This window comes from Nonomuraea sp. NPDC050691 (assembly GCF_040654455.1).
GTDB lineage: Bacteria > Actinomycetota > Actinomycetes > Streptosporangiales > Streptosporangiaceae > Nonomuraea.
Window position 1 is genome coordinate 19,151 of the sequence record NZ_JBFAIA010000048.1, and the last position, 15,920, is coordinate 35,070.

Annotated in this window: 11 protein-coding genes; 5 read left to right on the forward strand and 6 right to left on the reverse strand. The window is 70.2% G+C overall.

Going from position 1 to position 15,920, the window contains the following annotated elements; translation table 11 throughout:
* Positions 1–2: 2 nt before the first annotated feature.
* The 6 genes from yjfF to AB0H81_RS19555 all read right to left on the reverse strand — a co-directional run bounded on the left by yjfF (position 3) and on the right by AB0H81_RS19555 (position 6,857).
* Complete coding sequence (yjfF, locus tag AB0H81_RS19530) at positions 3–1,001, reverse strand: galactofuranose ABC transporter, permease protein YjfF (protein WP_358376167.1); 999 nt, start codon at positions 999–1,001, stop codon at positions 3–5.
* Entirely contained in the window at positions 998–2,011 is a 1,014-nt protein-coding gene (locus AB0H81_RS19535) for an ABC transporter permease (RefSeq protein WP_358376169.1), read from the reverse strand. The genes yjfF and AB0H81_RS19535 overlap by 4 nt, the downstream gene beginning before the upstream one ends.
* A complete protein-coding gene (locus AB0H81_RS19540) occupies positions 2,008–3,516 on the reverse strand; it encodes a sugar ABC transporter ATP-binding protein (protein ID WP_358376171.1) in 1,509 nt (502 codons plus the stop codon). The genes AB0H81_RS19535 and AB0H81_RS19540 overlap by 4 nt, the downstream gene beginning before the upstream one ends.
* Positions 3,517–3,585: 69 nt before the next feature.
* Complete coding sequence (locus AB0H81_RS19545) at positions 3,586–4,569, reverse strand: ABC transporter substrate-binding protein (RefSeq protein ID WP_358376173.1); 984 nt, start codon at positions 4,567–4,569, stop codon at positions 3,586–3,588.
* 128 nt (positions 4,570–4,697) lie between these two features.
* The gene (locus tag AB0H81_RS19550) at positions 4,698–5,681 is read right to left on the reverse strand and encodes a LacI family DNA-binding transcriptional regulator (protein WP_358376225.1); all 984 of its coding nucleotides are present in this window, start codon (positions 5,679–5,681) and stop codon (positions 4,698–4,700) included.
* Between the two features lie 186 nt (positions 5,682–5,867).
* Positions 5,868–6,857 carry a LacI family DNA-binding transcriptional regulator gene (locus AB0H81_RS19555; RefSeq protein ID WP_358376175.1) on the reverse strand — a complete coding sequence of 330 codons (990 nt, stop codon included), beginning with the start codon at positions 6,855–6,857 and terminating at the stop codon, positions 5,868–5,870.
* A 139-nt stretch (positions 6,858–6,996) separates the two neighbouring features.
* Between AB0H81_RS19555 and AB0H81_RS19560 the strand changes: the two genes are divergently transcribed.
* From AB0H81_RS19560 to AB0H81_RS19580, 5 genes are read left to right on the forward strand one after another with little or no spacing between them, the layout of a single operon-like run.
* Entirely contained in the window at positions 6,997–8,271 is a 1,275-nt protein-coding gene (locus AB0H81_RS19560; protein ID WP_358376177.1) for a sugar ABC transporter substrate-binding protein, read from the forward strand.
* Positions 8,268–9,182, forward strand: coding sequence for a sugar ABC transporter permease (locus tag AB0H81_RS19565; RefSeq protein ID WP_358376178.1), 915 nt, complete (start codon positions 8,268–8,270; stop codon positions 9,180–9,182). Before AB0H81_RS19560 ends, AB0H81_RS19565 begins: the two co-directional genes overlap by 4 nt.
* Entirely contained in the window at positions 9,179–9,943 is a 765-nt protein-coding gene (locus AB0H81_RS19570; protein WP_358376180.1) for a carbohydrate ABC transporter permease, read from the forward strand. The genes AB0H81_RS19565 and AB0H81_RS19570 overlap by 4 nt, the downstream gene beginning before the upstream one ends.
* Positions 9,936–11,813: a beta-L-arabinofuranosidase domain-containing protein gene (locus AB0H81_RS19575; RefSeq protein ID WP_358376182.1), complete on the forward strand. Its 1,878-nt coding sequence runs from the start codon at positions 9,936–9,938 to the stop codon at positions 11,811–11,813. The genes AB0H81_RS19570 and AB0H81_RS19575 overlap by 8 nt, the downstream gene beginning before the upstream one ends.
* 41 nt (positions 11,814–11,854) lie before the next feature.
* Positions 11,855–15,895 (forward strand): Ig-like domain-containing protein, encoded by a 4,041-nt coding sequence (locus AB0H81_RS19580; protein ID WP_358376184.1) that lies wholly within the window; start codon positions 11,855–11,857, stop codon positions 15,893–15,895.
* The last annotated feature ends 25 nt before the right edge of the window (positions 15,896–15,920 follow it).

Sequence of the window (15,920 nt, forward strand, 5' to 3'; positions counted from 1 at the left end):
GGTCAGGTACGGCGCCGCGCCGAGAATAGACGTTGCAACAGGATGAACACGAACAGCAGCAACCCGATGAAGATCTTCGTCCACCAGGAGCTCAGCGTGCCCTCGAAGCTCAGCACGGTCTGGATGAGGCCGAGCACCAGCACCCCGAGCACCGTGCCGAACAGGAAACCGGAGCCTCCGGTCAGCAGGGTGCCGCCGATGACGACGGCCGCGATGGCGTCGAGCTCCATGCCGACGGCGTGCAGGCCGTACCCCGACAGCATGTAGAACGACAGCAGCACCCCGCCGAGCGCCGAGCAGAAGCCGCTGATCGTGTAGACCGCCACCTTGGTCCGCCCCACCGACAGCCCCATGAGCAGGGCCGACTGCTCGCTGCCGCCCGTCGCGTAGACGGTGCGGCCGAGCCGGGTGTAGTGCAGCACGTACGCCGCCACCAGCACCACCACGGCGGCGATCACCACGCTCGGCGAGATCCACAGGTCGGCGAACAGGTCGATCCTGGTCTGCGCGAACGCCGTGAACGTCGGGTCCTCGATGGGGATCGACTCGGTGCCGATCGTGTAGCACAGGCCCCGCGCCAGGAACATGCCGGCCAGCGTGACGATGAACGGCTGGATGTCGAAGGCGTGCACGATGTAGCCCATCACCAGCCCGAGCGCCGACCCGATGAGCAGCACGAGCGGCACCACCAGGTACGGCGGCCAGCCCGGCCCGGCCATGAGGCTGGCCGAGATCATCGTGGACAGCGCCACCACCGAGCCCACCGACAGGTCGATGCCGCCGGTCAGGATCACGAACGTCATGCCGACCGCGACCACCAGCAGGAAGGCGTTGTCGACGAAGACGTTGAGGATCACCTGCCCGGTGGCGAACCCCTCGTAGCGGATGCCGCCCGCGACGAACATCGCCAGGAACAGCCCGCCGGTCACGAGCACCGGCACGTACTTGGCGGGCACGGACCGGCCGCGCGCGCCCAGCCGGTCGAGGATGGCCGTCGTCATGCCGTCACCCGCACCTTCTCCTCGGCCGCCGGGCGGGGCGGCGCAGACGGCCCGGCCCGGCGGAACACCTTGTCCCGGAACTTCGGCGACTGGATGAGGCAGACCGCCGCCACCACGAGCGCCTTGAACAGCAGCGTCGTCTCCGGTGGCACGCCCACCGAGTAGATCGTCGTCGTCAGCGTCTGGATGATGAGCGCCCCCAGCACGGTGCCGCCCAGCGAGAACCGGCCGCCCGACAGCGAGGTGCCGCCGATGACGACCGCGAGGATGGCGTCCAGCTCGATCCACAGGCCGGCGTTGTTGCCGTCGGCGCTGGACACGTTCGAGCTGATCATGAGCCCGGCGACGCCCGCGCAGAGCGCGGCGAAGGCGTACACCGTGATGACGATCCCGCGTGACCGGATGCCCGCGAGCCGGCTGGCCTCGGCGTTGCCGCCGACCGACTCGATGAGCACACCGAGCGCGAGCCGACGGGTGAGGAACGCGGTGACGCCCAGCACGACGAGCACGAGCAGGATGCCGAACGGCACGGTCAGCAGGTAGCCGCCGCCGATGAGCTTGAACGACGGACTGTTGACCGTGATGATCTGCCCGTCGGTGATCAGCTGGGCCAGCCCGCGCCCCGCGACCATGAGGATGAGCGTGGCGATGATCGGCTGGATGCCGACCCCGGCGACGAGGAACCCGTTCCACACGCCGAGCAGCACGCACAGGCCGAGCGCCAGCACCACGGCGGAGAAGACGCCCCCGTCCTCACTGATCCGCAAGCACGCCAGCGCCCCCGAGATCGCCACCACCGAGCCGACCGACAGGTCGATGCCCCCGGTGGCGATGACCAGGGTCATGCCGAGCGAGACGAGGATGAGCGGGGCGCCGAAGCGCAGGATGTCGATGAGGCTGCCGTACAGGTGCCCCTCCTTCATCTCGATGGAGAAGAAGGAGGGGGTGAAGAACAGGTTGACGGCCAGCAGCGCGGCCAGCACGAGCAGCGGCCAGAGGAGTCGCTTCATGCCCGGCCCCCGCTCGCGATGGTCTCCATGAGCGTGTCCGTGGTGAGGGTGTCGTCGTTGGGCAGGTCGGCCACCAGCCTGCGGTCGCGCAGCACGCCGACCCGGTGGCTGAGCCGCAGCACCTCCTCCAGCTCGGCGGAGATGAACAGCACGGCCATGCCGCCGTCGGACAGCTCGGCGACGAGCCGCTGGATCTCGGCCTTGGCACCGACGTCGATGCCGCGCGTCGGCTCGTCGAGGATGAGCAGCCGCGGCTCCAGGATGAGCCAGCGGGCCAGCAGCACCTTCTGCTGGTTGCCGCCGCTGAGGTTGCGCACCAGGTGGTCGGGGTTGGGCGGGCTGATCTTGAGCGCCTTGACGTAGCGGCCGACCAGCTCGTCCTGCTGGTCGCGCGGCACGGGCCGGGTCCAGCCGCGGGTGGCCTGGAGGGCGAGGACGATGTTCTCGCGCACGGTGAGGTCGGGGATGAGCCCGTCCTGCTTGCGGTTCTCGGAGCAGAACGCGATGCGGTGCCCCATCGCCGCGCGCGGGGTGCGCAGCGCCGCGGGCGCGCCGCCGATCGCCACCTCGCCGCTCGTCGCGTGGTCGGCGCCGAACAGCAGCCGGGCGACCTCGGTGCGGCCGGAGCCGAGCAGCCCGGCCAGTCCCACGACCTCGCCCTCGTGGATGGTGAGCGAGAACGGTTCGATGGCGCCGGTCCGGCCCAGCTCGCGGGCCTCGACCAGCGGCCGGTCGAAGGTCCTGGCCTCGCCGTGCAGGCGCTCCAGCTCGGCCAGCTCCTGGCCGATCATCTTGGAGACGAGCGCGACCTGGCTCAGCTCGCGGGTGAGGTACTCGCCGACGAGCCGCCCGTTGCGCAGGACGGTCATCCGGTCGGAGATCTCGTAGATCTGGTCGAGGAAGTGGGAGACGAAGAGGATGGCGATGCCGTCCTCCTTGAGCCGCCGCATCACCCGGAAGAGCTGGCGCACCTCGCCCGCGTCGAGGCTGGAGGTGGGCTCGTCGAGGATGAGCACCCGGGCCTCGACGTCGATGGCGCGGGCGATGGCCACCATCTGCTGCAGGGCCAGCGAGTACGACGACAGCGGGGCCGTGACGTCGACGTCGAGCTCCAGCCGGCGCAGCAGCTCGGCGGCGCGGGCCCGCATCCGCTTCCAGTCGATGCGGCCGCGGCGGCGCGGCTCGCGGCCGATGAAGATGTTCTCCGCCACCGACAGGTTGGCGCAGAGGTTGACCTCCTGGTAGACGGTGCTGATGCCCGCCTGCTGGGCCTCCAGCGGCCCGGTGAAGGACACGGTCCGGCCGTCCAGCTCGATCGTGCCCGAGTCGGCCGGGTGGACCCCGGTCAGGACCTTGATCAGCGTGGACTTGCCGGCGCCGTTCTCGCCCATGAGCGCGTGGACCTCGCCCGGCAGCAGCCGGAGGTCCACGCCGTCCAGTGCCCTCACTCCAGGGAACTGCTTGCCGATCCCGCTCATCCGCAGGACCGGAGCGGGTACGTCCAAGGCGGCGCCCCCTCCTGTTCGCGTGATCTGCGCGATCGGGCCGGCCGGGGCGGCCGGCCCGATCACCGGTCAGTACTTGCGGTCGGGCAGCGCGGTCTTGGCCTGCTCCTGGGTGAACGTGGTCTCCTCGGTCACCACGCGGGGCGGCACGCTCTCGCCCTTGACGACCTTCTTGGCGAGGTCCATGAGCTGCGGGCCGAGCAGCGGGGAGCACTCGACGATGTAGTTGATCTTCCCGTCGGCGAGGGCCTGCATACCGTCGTGGACGGCGTCCACGGTGATGATCTTGATGTCCTTGCCGGGCACCTTGCCGGCACCCTCGATGGCCTCGATGGCGCCGAGGCCCATGTCGTCGTTGTGGGCGTACAGGACGTCGATGTCGGGGTTGGCCTTGAGGAACGCCTCCATGACCTCCTTGCCCTTGGCGCGGGTGAAGTCGCCGGTCTGCGAGGCGATGACCTTGAACTTGGGATCGGCCCCGATGATCTCCTGGAAGCCGGCCTTGCGGTCGTTGGCCGGGGCGGAGCCGGTCGTGCCCTGGAGCTCGACGATGTTGACCGGGTCCTTGGCGTCCTTGTACTGCTCGACCAGCCACTTGCCGGCCTTGCGGCCCTCCTCGACGAAGTCGGAGCCGAGGAAGGTCTTGTAGAGGCTGGTGTCCTTGGAGTCGACGGCCCGGTCGGTGAGGATGACCGGGATCTTGGCGTTCTTCGCCTCCTTGAGCACGGTGTCCCAGCCCGACTCGACCACCGGCGAGAAGGCGATGACGTCCACCTTCTGCTGGATGTAGGAGCGGATCGCCTTGATCTGGTTCTCCTGCTTCTGCTGGGCGTCGGAGAACTTCAGGGTGATGCCGGCGGTCTTGGCCGACTCCTGCACGGACTTGGTGTTCGCCGTCCGCCAGCCGCTCTCGGCGCCGACCTGCGAGAAGCCCATGGTGATCGCGTCGTCGCCGCCGCCGCCCGAGCCGCTGCCGCCCCCGCTGCTGCCGCATGCGGACAGCGTCGCGGCCGCGAGGCCCGCGACGACGAGCATCGAGATCCTCTTCAACACGTGGAATCCTTCTTTCTTATGTGAGCGCTAACATCAGTGACCTGACGCGAGCGCCGCGCTTCCGTGTCCCCGATGTCCCCGATATAGCCGAACAGTGTGAAGTCGTACGGTGGGTGGTAGGTGTCTGGTCAGACCCGCGCCGTGCTGGCCCGGGCCACGAAGGAAGGCGGGACGACGAGGCGCTCGCACGCGTGCGACCCCTCGCCCTCGATCTGCCGGAGGAGCACCTCGATGCTGTTCCTGCCGACCGCGTCGAAGTCCTGCCTGATGGTGGTGAGGGGAGGCGAGAAGAACTCCGACTCGGGGATGTCGTCGAAACCGACGACGCTCACCTGATCGGGCACCTTCACCCCCTGCTCCGAGAACGCCCTGAGCACGCCCAGGGCCATCTGGTCGTTGGCCACGAAGACCGCGCTGACGCCCGCCATGGACGCCAGGCTGCGGCCCGCCTCGTAGCCCGAGCGCGGGCTCCAGTCGCCGGCCAGCGGCTCGGGGGCCCCGAGCCCGGCCTGGGCGAGCGCGGCGCGCCACCCGGCCACGCGGCCCTCGGCCTCCAGCCAGTCGGACGGGCCCCGCACGTGCCACACGGTCTCGTGGCCCAGCGAGAGCAGGTGCTCGGTGGCGAGCCGGCCCCCCTCGACCTGGTCCACGCAGACCACCGACACGTCGCCGGCCTCGCCGCCCTCGACCGCCACGGTGGGCACGCCGGGCGCGAGGTCGGCCAGGGTCTGGGCCGCCGAGCGCTGCGGCGCGACGACCACGATCCCGTCGACGCCCTGGTCGGCCAGGTAGTCGAGGGCGTCGCGGACGCCGTCGCGGTCGATGGACTTGAGGCTGACGATGCTGACGAAGTAGCCCGCGGCGCGGGCCGCCTGCTCGATGCCGTACACCGTGCTGGCGGGACCGTACAGGGTGGTGTCGAAGCTGACCACGCCCAGTGTCCGGGAGTGCTTGGTCACCAGGGCGCGGGCGACGAGGTTGCGGCGGTAGCCGAGCTTGTCGATCGCCTCCAGAACCCGGGTACGGGTCTCGCTGCGCACGTTAGGGTGCTCGTTGAGCACGCGAGAGACCGTCTGGTGAGACACGCCCGCCTCACGGGCGACGTCCGCCATGACCGGCATGCGCCGGGTTTGTGACGATCCCACGAAGTGCTCCTTCCCGGCCCTTTCACGCTGGGCCTGGGAAGACTGTGAACGTTAACAATGGGTCCCGTCAAGAGCTCCCGGGATTACGGAAATGTCACACGCGCGCTTGTGATCGTGCGGGAAAGCGCTCTCCCCCGCCGTCGCGGGGATTCCTCACGCGGCGGCGGTCGAGTCGCGAATCACCAGATGGCAGCGCATGCGGTGGACGCCAGGTGTCGCCCGGCCGTCGATGGCGGCGAACAGGTGCTGGGCGGCGGTGCGGCCGAGCAGCTCCAGGTTCATGTCCACGGTCGTGAGGGCGGGGCGCGTCTCGGTGGACAGCACCTCCCAGTTGTCGTAGCCGATGACCGCGATGTCGCCGGGCACGGAGCGGCCCCGCTCGCGGGCCGCCTCCACGAAGCCGGCCGCCACCTGGTCGCTGCCGCAGAACACCGCGTCCACCTCGGGCTCGGCCATGAGCAGCATCTCGGCGGCGTGCCGTCCCCAGCGCTGCGACCACGAGCCCCAGAGCGTCTCCCCCACCTGCTCGCAGCCGGCCGCCTCCAGCGCGATCCGCAGCCCCTCGGCGCGGTCGCGGGCCGCCTTGTAGTGCCGGGGGCCGGTGATGTGCGCGATCCGGCGCCGGCCGAGGGCCAGCAGGTGCTCCACCGCCATCGCCGCGCCGCCGACGTCGTCGGGCACGAACGACACGTCCTCCGGGTCGTCGGAGGGCCCGTAGGCGTACACGACGGGGACCGGCAGGTCCTTGCTGACCGAGGGCCGCGGGTTGGTGCTCTCGCCGACCACGATGATCCCGTCCACCCGGCGCGACAGCAGCGCGCGCAGGTGGTGCTGCTCCCGGATGGCGTCGCCGCGCGCGTCGCACAGCATCACCGCCATCTCCCCCGCGCCGAACGCGTCCTCGGCCCCCAGCAGCACCGGGATGCCGAACCGGCCCACGCTGTCGGAGGTGAGCAGCCCGACCGTGCGCGTCTGCCCCGACAGCAGCCCCCGCGCGAGGGCGTTCGGCTGGAACGACAGCTCCGCGGCGGCGGCGAGCACCCGCTCGCGGGTCGAGGCCCGCACGTCCTGCCGGCCGTTGAGCGCCTTGGAGGCCGTGGCGATCGACACCCCCGCCAGGGAGGCCACGTCGTTGATGGTCACGCGCCTACCCGCCATGTTTCGAAACCCTTTTCGCTCACCTGACAACTAGCACGCACCCTAACACCCATTGACAGGCCTCGATGTTTCTTCTACGTTTCCGAAAACCTTTTAGTTCTCGGGGGTCCCGAAGGAGACGACCATGAGACGACGGCTGGCCGGCATCGCCATCCTCGGACTGTTAGCGCTCACAGCAGCGGCTTGCGGCAGCGGCGGTGGCGGAACCGGTTCGTCGGCCGAGCCCGCCGACGGCCCGGCCACCATCACGATGTGGACGCGCGCCGCCACCCAGGCTCAGAGCGAGCGGCTGGTGAAGGCCTACAACAGCAGCCACAAGAACCAGGTCAAACTGACCGTCATCCCGACGGACAACTACCAGCCCCGCATCGCGGCCGCCGCCGGGGCCAAGCAGCTTCCCGACGTGTTCGCCGCCGACGTCATCTTCGTCCCCAACTACACCTCGCAGGGCCTGTTCCTCGACATCACGGACCGGATCGCCGCCCTGCCGTACAAGGACAAGCTCGCGCCCTCGCACATGAAGCTGGGCACGATGGACGGCCGGCAGTACACGCTGCCGCACACCCTCGACCTGTCGGTCTGGTTCTGGAACAAGGACCTGTACGAGAAGGCCGGGCTCGACCCGGAGAAGGGCCCGAAGACGCTCAAGGAGTTCGCCCAGCAGGCGACCACCATCCAGGACAAGCTCGGCAAGGACGGCAAGGTCCACGGCACGTTCTTCGGCGGCAACTGCGGCGGCTGCTACGTCTTCACATTCTGGCCCTCGGTCTGGGCGGCCGGCGGCCAGGTCATGAACCCCGAGGGCACCACCTCGCTCAACGACCGGCCGCCGATGACCGACGTCTTCACGATCTGGCGCGAGCTGTACGACAAGAAGGCCGTGGGCCCGACGGCCAAGGAGGAGCAGGGCCCGACCTGGACCGGCTTCTTCCCCAAGGGCGAGATCGGCGTCATGCCGATGCCCTCGACCACGCTCGGCCTCATGCCGAAGGACATGAAGATCGGCGTCACCGCGATCGCCGGCCCCGACGGCGGCGAGTCCACCTTCGTCGGCGGCGACTCGATCGGCATCTCCTCCACCACCAAGAACGCCGACGCGGCCTGGGACTTCCTGTCCTGGACCATGTCGGACGACGCGCAGGTCGAGGTCATGGCCAAGAACAAGGACGTGCTCGCCCGCACCGACCTGGCCGGCAACAAGTACTCCTCCGAGGACCCGCGTGTCGTGCTGATCAACTCGCTGGTGGCCAAGGGGCAGACCCCGTTCGCGCCGCGCTTCGGCCAGACGTACAACGACCCACAGGGGCCGTGGCTGCGCCTCGCCCGCGAGGCGATCTTCGGTGACGCCTCGAAGCTCCCGCAGCTCAACGCCGAGATCACGAAGTCGCTGCAGCAATGACGTTGACGCTCACGCGTGCCGGACGGCGGGCGGCGCACGGCGCGCCGCCCGCCGGATGGCGTGGCAAGAAGGTCCAGGGCTGGCTGTACGCGGCGCCCACCGCGGTCATCGTCGGGGTGCTGTTCATCGTGCCCCTCGTGCTCGTGGTGTGGATGTCGCTCAACCGCTGGCCGCTGCTCGGCCCGGCCCGCTTCAACGCCCCGGACAACTACGCCAAGATCGCCGACAACCCGCTGTTCCTCGACGCGGTGCTCTTCACGCTGAAGTACACGGCGATCACCACGGTGCTGCTGTCGTCGGTCGCGCTCGGCCTCGCCCTGCTCGTGCAGGAGCGCCGGCCCGGCGTCGGCTTCTTCCGCACCGCGTTCTTCCTGCCGGGCGCGGTCGGCTTCGCCGCCGCCGCGCTGCTGTTCTACGGCATGCTCAACAACGACTTCGGCCCCATCGACCCGATCCTGCGGGCGCTGGGGATCACCCACGAGCCGGTGAAGTGGATCGGCACGCCCAACATGGCGCTGTTCTCCACGATCGCGCTGGTGCTGTGGCGCTTCGCCGGGTTCAACATGCTCATCCTGCTGACCGGGCTCCAGGCGATCCCGGTCGAGGTCTACGAGGCGGCGCGCAGCGACGGCGCCGGCCGCTGGCAGATCTTCACCAGGATCACGCTGCCGCTGCTGCGGCCCACGCTCGCCCTGATGCTGATCCTCAGCGTCACCGGCTCCCTGCTGGCCTTCGACCAGTTCTTCATCTTCACCAACGGCGGCCCCGACAACAGCACCGTCTCCATGGTCATGGTCGTCTACCGCGACGCGTTCTTCCGCTTCGACCTCGGCGGCGCCGCCGCCCTGTCGGTCGTGCTGCTGGTGGGCCTGGTCGGGCTGAACACTCTCATGATGCGGAGGCTGCGGTGACCCGCCACCTCACCCTGTCGGCCCTGGCCGTGCTGTTCCTGTTCCCGCTGGTGTGGAGCGGCTGGGCGTCGCTGGAGGACCCGTCCAACTACCTGGAGATGGCCCGGTTCGGCGAGGGGCTCGGCACGTACGCCACCAACAGCGTGCTCGTGTCGGCCATGACCGTCGCCGGCACGCTCGTGGTGTCGGCGCTCGGCGGCTACGCCTTCGCCCGCTTCGACTTCCCCGGCAAGAACCTGCTGTTCCTGGCCACGCTGGCGATCCTCATGGTGCCGTACGCGACGATCCTCATCCCGCTGTACGTGCTGCTCGGTTACATCGGCCTGCAGAACTCGTTGGTGGGCCTGTCGCTGGTGTTCGTCATGTTCCAGCTCCCGTTCGCGCTGTTCATGATGCGCAACGCGTTCGAGGCGATCCCGCGCGAGCTGGAGGAGGCGGCGCTGGTCGACGGCTGCGGCACCTTCCGCGCCTTCTCCCGCATCCTGCTGCACGCGGTGCGGCCCGCGCTCGTCACGGTCGGCCTGTTCGCCTTCCTCGCCTCCTGGAACGACTTCTTCGCCCCGCTCATCCTGCTCAACGACGGCTCGTCGTTCACGCTGCCCGTGGCCGTGGTCAGCATGACCCAGCGCACGTTCGGCGCGATCGACTACGGGATGCTCCAGGCCGGCGTCATGGTCATGGCGATCCCGTGTCTCATCCTCTTCATCGTCCTGCAGCGCCACTACGTGCGCGGATTCATGTCGGGAGCTCTGCGTGGCTAACCCTGTCCTGCCCTCCTCGGGTGTCCTCTCCCCGCTCGGCCTCGACTCCGTGCGGCTCGCCGCCGGCTTCTGGGGCGACCGCGCGGCCCTCAACCGGGACGTCACCATCGCGCACTGCCAGGAGTGGATGGAGCGCGAAGGCTGGATCGGCAACTTCCGCGGGCAGCGCCCGCGCAGGGGCCGGGAGTTCAGCGACTCGGAGATCTACAAGCTGCTGGAGGGCATGGCCTGGGCCGACCACCCGGCGCTGCCGGAGCTGGCCGAGACCGTGGGCAGAGCGCAGGAGGGCGACGGCTACCTCAACACGCGGTGGAGCGGCAACCGCTACACCGACTTCGAGTGGGGCCACGAGCTGTACTGCTACGGCCACCTCATCCAGGCGGGCGTGGCCCGGCTGCGCATGCACGGCGAGGACCGGCTGACCGAGATCGCCGTCCGCGCGGCCGACCACGTGTGCCGGCGCTTCATGGACACCACCGAGACCTGCGGCCACCCGGAGATCGAGATGGCGCTGGTCGAGCTGTACCGGGCCACCGGGGCCGAGCGCTACCTGGAGATGGCCCGCCGCTTCGTCGAACGCCGCGGCCTGCCCGCGCTCGGCGACATCCCCTTCGGCCGCGCCTACTTCCAGGACGACGTCCCGGTACGGCAGGCGAAGGTCTTCCGCGGGCACGTCGTGCGCGCCCTCTACCTGGCCTCCGGTGTGGTGGACGTGGCCGTGGAGACCGGCGACGAGGAGCTGCTCAAGACCGTCGAGGCGCAGTGGGAGCGGACCCTCGCCCGGCGCACCCACCTGACCGGCGGCATGGGCTCGCGGCACGCCGACGAGTCGTACGGCGAGGACTTCGAGCTGCCGCCGGACCGCGCCTACAACGAGACCTGCGCGAGCATCGCCTCGATCATGCTGGCGCACCGGCTGCTGCTCGCCACCGGCGACGCCAGGTACGCCGACGTGACCGAGCGGACGATGTACAACATGCTCGCCACGGGGGTGGCGCTGGACGGCCGCTCGTTCTTCTACGCCAACCCGCTGCACGTGCGGGTGGCCGCCGAGCCGCCGGAGGGGGTCAACCACGCGGCCGAGGGCAGCCTGCGCTCGCGCTGGTTCGACGTGTCGTGCTGCCCGAACAACATCGCCCGCACGCTCGCCTCCCTGGGCGCGTACGTGGCCGCCGCCGACTCCGCCGGGGTGCGGATCCACCACCACACGCCCGCCGAGATCCGGCACGGCGACCTGGCGCTGCGCGTGGAGACCGGCTACCCGTGGTCGGGCGGCGTGACCGTGCGGGTCCTGGAGGACGGCGCCGGCACCGTGTCGCTGCGGGTGCCCTCCTGGGCGAGCGGCGCCACGCTGTCCGCCGGCTCCGGTCCGGCCCGTCCGGTCGGGCCCGGGTACGCGGCGGCGGAGGGGCCGTGGAAGGCCGGGGACGAGATCCGGCTGGAGCTGCCCATGGCGCCGCGCTGGACGTACCCGGACCGGCGCATCGACGCCCTGCGCGGCTGCGCGGCGGTGGAGCGGGGGCCGCTCGTGTACTGCGCGGAGTCGGTGGGCGACGAGCCGCCGCTGGCGCACCTGACCGTCCGCGCGCCGGCCACGCCCGCGGAGGTCCCGCCCGCCCAGGTTCCGGCCGCACGGGTCGCCCCCACGGGGACCCCGCTCACGGAGGAGGACGGCCCGGCCGGCGGCGAGGCGGTCGAGCTGGAGGTCGCCGCCGTGCGCGCCGCGCCCAGCGGCAACGGCTGGCCGTACGGGCCCGGCCCGGACCAGGTGACGGGCGGCGCGGACACCGTGCTGCGGCTCGTCCCCTATCACCGGTGGGGCAACCGCGGCCCCGCCACCATGCGCGTCTGGCTTCCCGTCGCCGATTGACTGCCCCCTCTCGCCGAGTGACACCCCCCGGAGGAGACCCCTTGCGCAGAACCCTGCCCTGTCTGGTCGCCCTGACCCTGGCGGGTGGCCTGCTCGCCGGCACCCCGCCGGCCGCGTCCGCGCGGACGGCCGGGACGGCGGCCCCGGACACGCTGGGCATGCCGGCCTTCACCGGCGCGGACCCGGTGCCCGCCGAGCCCGTCGGTTACCACCCGCGCAAGATGATGGAGGAGATCTACAAGAAGGAGAAGGGCGGCGACTCCTACTGGATCGACCGCATGCTGGCCAGGCCGGGTGACGACCCGGCGGGCCCCTGGCTGATGTCGCGCGGCCGGGCGCTGTTCATGAAGGAGCACGACCCGGCCAAGCTCGGCTTCGGCGGCAGCGTCGCGTACTGGGAGAGCATCGACAGCCGGGACGCGTACACGATCTCCTTCGGGACCGGCCTGAGCGAGGACGTGTCCAAGCGGCTGCAGATGCCCAGCCACTGGAGCGGCCGGTACGCCGGGGACGGGCTCGCGGTCGGCGTGAAGAAGTTCATCACCCACGAGAACGTGGCCGTGACGACGCTGGAGATCACCAACACGGGCTCGGCGGCGAGATCCGTTCCGATCACGGTGACCTCCCCGTACACCAGGACGGCGGACGGCGACCGCGAGCTGACGGGCGCGGTGTTCGCCAAGAACCGGCTCACCACGATCTTCCCCAGGCTCAGCGGTGACGGGCTGAAGGTGTCGGACGGCACGCTGAAGGGCTCGGTCACGGTCGACCCGGGCAAGACCGTGCGCGCCAAGGTGCAGATGGGCTTCGTCACCGAGGAGCTGCCCGCCTCGCGGTCGGAGTACGACGGCTACAGGGGACGCTCGCCGGAGCAGGCCCTGCGGCGCCAGCTCCAGGACTACAACGCCTGGTGGGCGGAGAACCTCCCCTACATCGACGTGCCGGACGAGAACATCAAGAAGTTCGTGTACTACCGCTGGTGGCTCATGCGCTTCAACTTCCTCGACGCCGACATCCCCGGGAACGACTACCAGTTCCCGACGTCGGTGGAGGGCGCGCTGGGCTACAACAACGCGATCGTGTTGACCGTCCCCATGTTCGTGCAGGACCTCAAGTACCTGCGGGACCCGATCTACTCGTACGGACCGTGGGTGTCGGCGGGCGAGGTGTCGCGCAACACCAAGTACACCGACAACCCGGGCGACCCGGAGAACTGGTCGAACAGCTACACCCAGTACATCTCGGCGGCGGCGCTGGAGAGCTACCAGATCCACGGCGGCCAGCCGGCGATCCTGCGCAACCTCGCCCGCTACGCCGAGAAGGACGTGTACGGGCAGCTCGCCGCGTACGACTCCGACAAGAACGGGGTCATCGAGTACGAGCGGGAGTACATGACCGGCAACGACGCCGACGCGGTGTCGTTCCACTACTACGGGCGGGCCAACGAGCGGCTCGAAGGCGCGTACGTGTACGCCAACGCGATGGCGGCGGCGCAGGCGTACGAGCTGACGGGCGATGCCGCGAAGGCCGCCGAGATGCGCGGCGTGGCCGACAAGGTCAAGAACGGCATCCTCACCCTGCTCTGGGACGAGCAGAGCAAGCTGTTCAAGCACCGCGACCTGCAGACGGGCGACCTGATCCCGTGGAAGGAGTCGAACAACTACATCCCGTACGCGACCGGCCTGGTGCCCACGGACGACCCGAAATATCGGGAGGCGCTCCGCTTGTGGGCCGATCCTGCGGAATATCCGATCTTCCCGGCCTATACCGCCAACCAGAAGGACAAGGCGGAGGCCGCCGAGGCCGGCAACCCGGGCTCGAACAACTTCTCGCAGATCAACTCGACCCGGAACTTCGCGCTGTTCTCCAAGGCGCTGCGCGAGTACACCTCGCCGTACATCACGGCCGAGCAGTACAAGCAGCTCCTGTACTGGAACGCCTGGTCGCAGTACGTCGGCGGGGACACCCGTTACCCCGACGCCAACGAGTTCTGGGCCGACTGGAAGCCGGACACCAAGACCATCGGCTACCGCTCCTGGATCCACCACACGATCCTCGGCAGCAGCAACTGGACCGTCATCGAGGACGTCATGGGCCTGCGCCCGCGCTCGGACGGCAAGGTCGAGCTGTGGCCGGTGGACATCGGCTGGGACCACTTCACCGTCAACGGCGTGAACTACCGCGGCAAGGACCTGACCATCGTCTGGGACAAGCCGGGCGACGGGAAGACCCACTACGCCGGGGTGCCCGAGGGGTACTCGATCCTGATCGACGGCAGGCGCAAGGTCACCCTGTCCGGGCTGGCGCACGCCGTCTGGGACCCGGCCACGGGAAAGGTCGAGGGCGGCACCGGGAACAGCACGGTCGTGCACGCCGAGAAGGCCACCTCGATGAAGGCCCCCGCCCAGGTCGAGCTGGCGGGTGACCGCGTCGAGGACCTGTTCCAGAAGGCCGGCGTGGACCTGCGCTCCACCCGCCCGAACCTGGTCAGGTCCGCCACCGCCTCCCACGGCGACCCGGCGGGCGCGGTGGACGGCTTCACGATCAACGAGCCGTACTGGGACAGCAAGGGGTCGGGCAAGCCCCAGGACCGGCTGGAGGTGGACCTCGGCTCGGCCCGGCGGGTCGACCGGCTCAAGCTGTACTTCTTCAACGACCGCAAGGCGGGCGGCCACCGGGAGCCCGCCCTCTACTCGGTGCAGTACCAGGACGGCGACGCCTGGAAGGACGTGCCGGACCTGGCCAGGAAACCGGTCCATCCTCGCGCGAACCTCAACGAGGTCCGCTTCCCGGCCGTCACCGCGCGCAAGCTGCGGGTGCTGGTCACGCACCAGCCCGGCTACTCGACGGGCGTGAAGGAGGTGCAGGCGTACCTGACGGGCGCCGACGCCGGCTCGGTCACCAACCGGGCGCCGTCCGTGGTGGTCGTGCCCGACCCCGCTTTCGGCCGCCCGGGCCAGGCCAGGATCGACGCGGTGGTCAAGGACGACGCGCTGCCGTCGGGCAGGCTCACCACCCAGTGGGCCAAGGCCGACGGGCCCGGAGAGGTGTTCTTCACCGATCCGACCGGCACGAGCACGGTCGTCTCGTTCTCCGAGGCGGGCACGTACCGGCTGCGGCTCACCGCCACGGACGGCGCGGAGACCACCTCCGCGACCGTCACCGTGACCGCCACGCCCCAGGCCCAGCAGGTGAACGTGGCGCCCAAGGCCACGCCCACCGCCTCCTACACCTCCCCGTGGGAGAAGGTGACGGCGATCAACGACGGCATCGACCCGCCGCGCTCCAACGACGGGGCCAACCCGCGCTGGGGCACCTGGCCGCAGCAGGACACGCAGTGGGTGCAGCTCGAATGGCCCTCGCCCGTCCGGCTGAACAAGGCCGACGTGTACTTCTTCGACGACGACGGCGGCGTCCGCGTGCCCGCCTCGTGGAAGATCCAGCAGTGGGACGGCGACTCGTTCGAGGACGTCACCGGCGTCGCCTCCTACCCGAAGGCGGTCGACGCCTACAACACCGTGTCCTTCGACACGGTCACGACCTCGAAGCTGCGCGTCCAGCTCGAGGCCGGCGGGGCGTCGGTCGGGCTGCTGGAGGTCAAGACGTACGAGGTCCCGCCGGACTCCGTCCGCCCCGTCCACGTCCCCACCCTGGTCGACACGCTGCCCAGGCTGCCGGCCGCCGTGGAGACCCTGTACGCGGACGGCGCCCGCAGCTCGGCCGCCGTCACCTGGCAGCAGGTCACGCCCGACCAGGTCAGGACCGGCGGCACCAGCTTCACCGTCGCCGGCCTGGCCGAGGGCGTCCGGCAGCCCGCCCAGGCGACCGTGTACGTCCGGACGACCGCGGCGGTGACCATCACCTCGATCGCCGATGAGGCGGTCACGACCCGGGCGGGGGTGGCGCCGTCGCTGCCCGGGACGGTCGTGGCGACCTACAACGACGGGTCGAAGGACAGCTCCGTGGCCGTCACATGGGAGGCGATCAGCCCCGACAAGTACGCCCCGCCGGGCACGTTCACGGTGACCGGCGCGGTGACGGGCACGACGCTGCAGGCCAAGGCGACCGTGACGGTCCACTGAGCCCGGGCCGGGCTCCCGCCGCGAG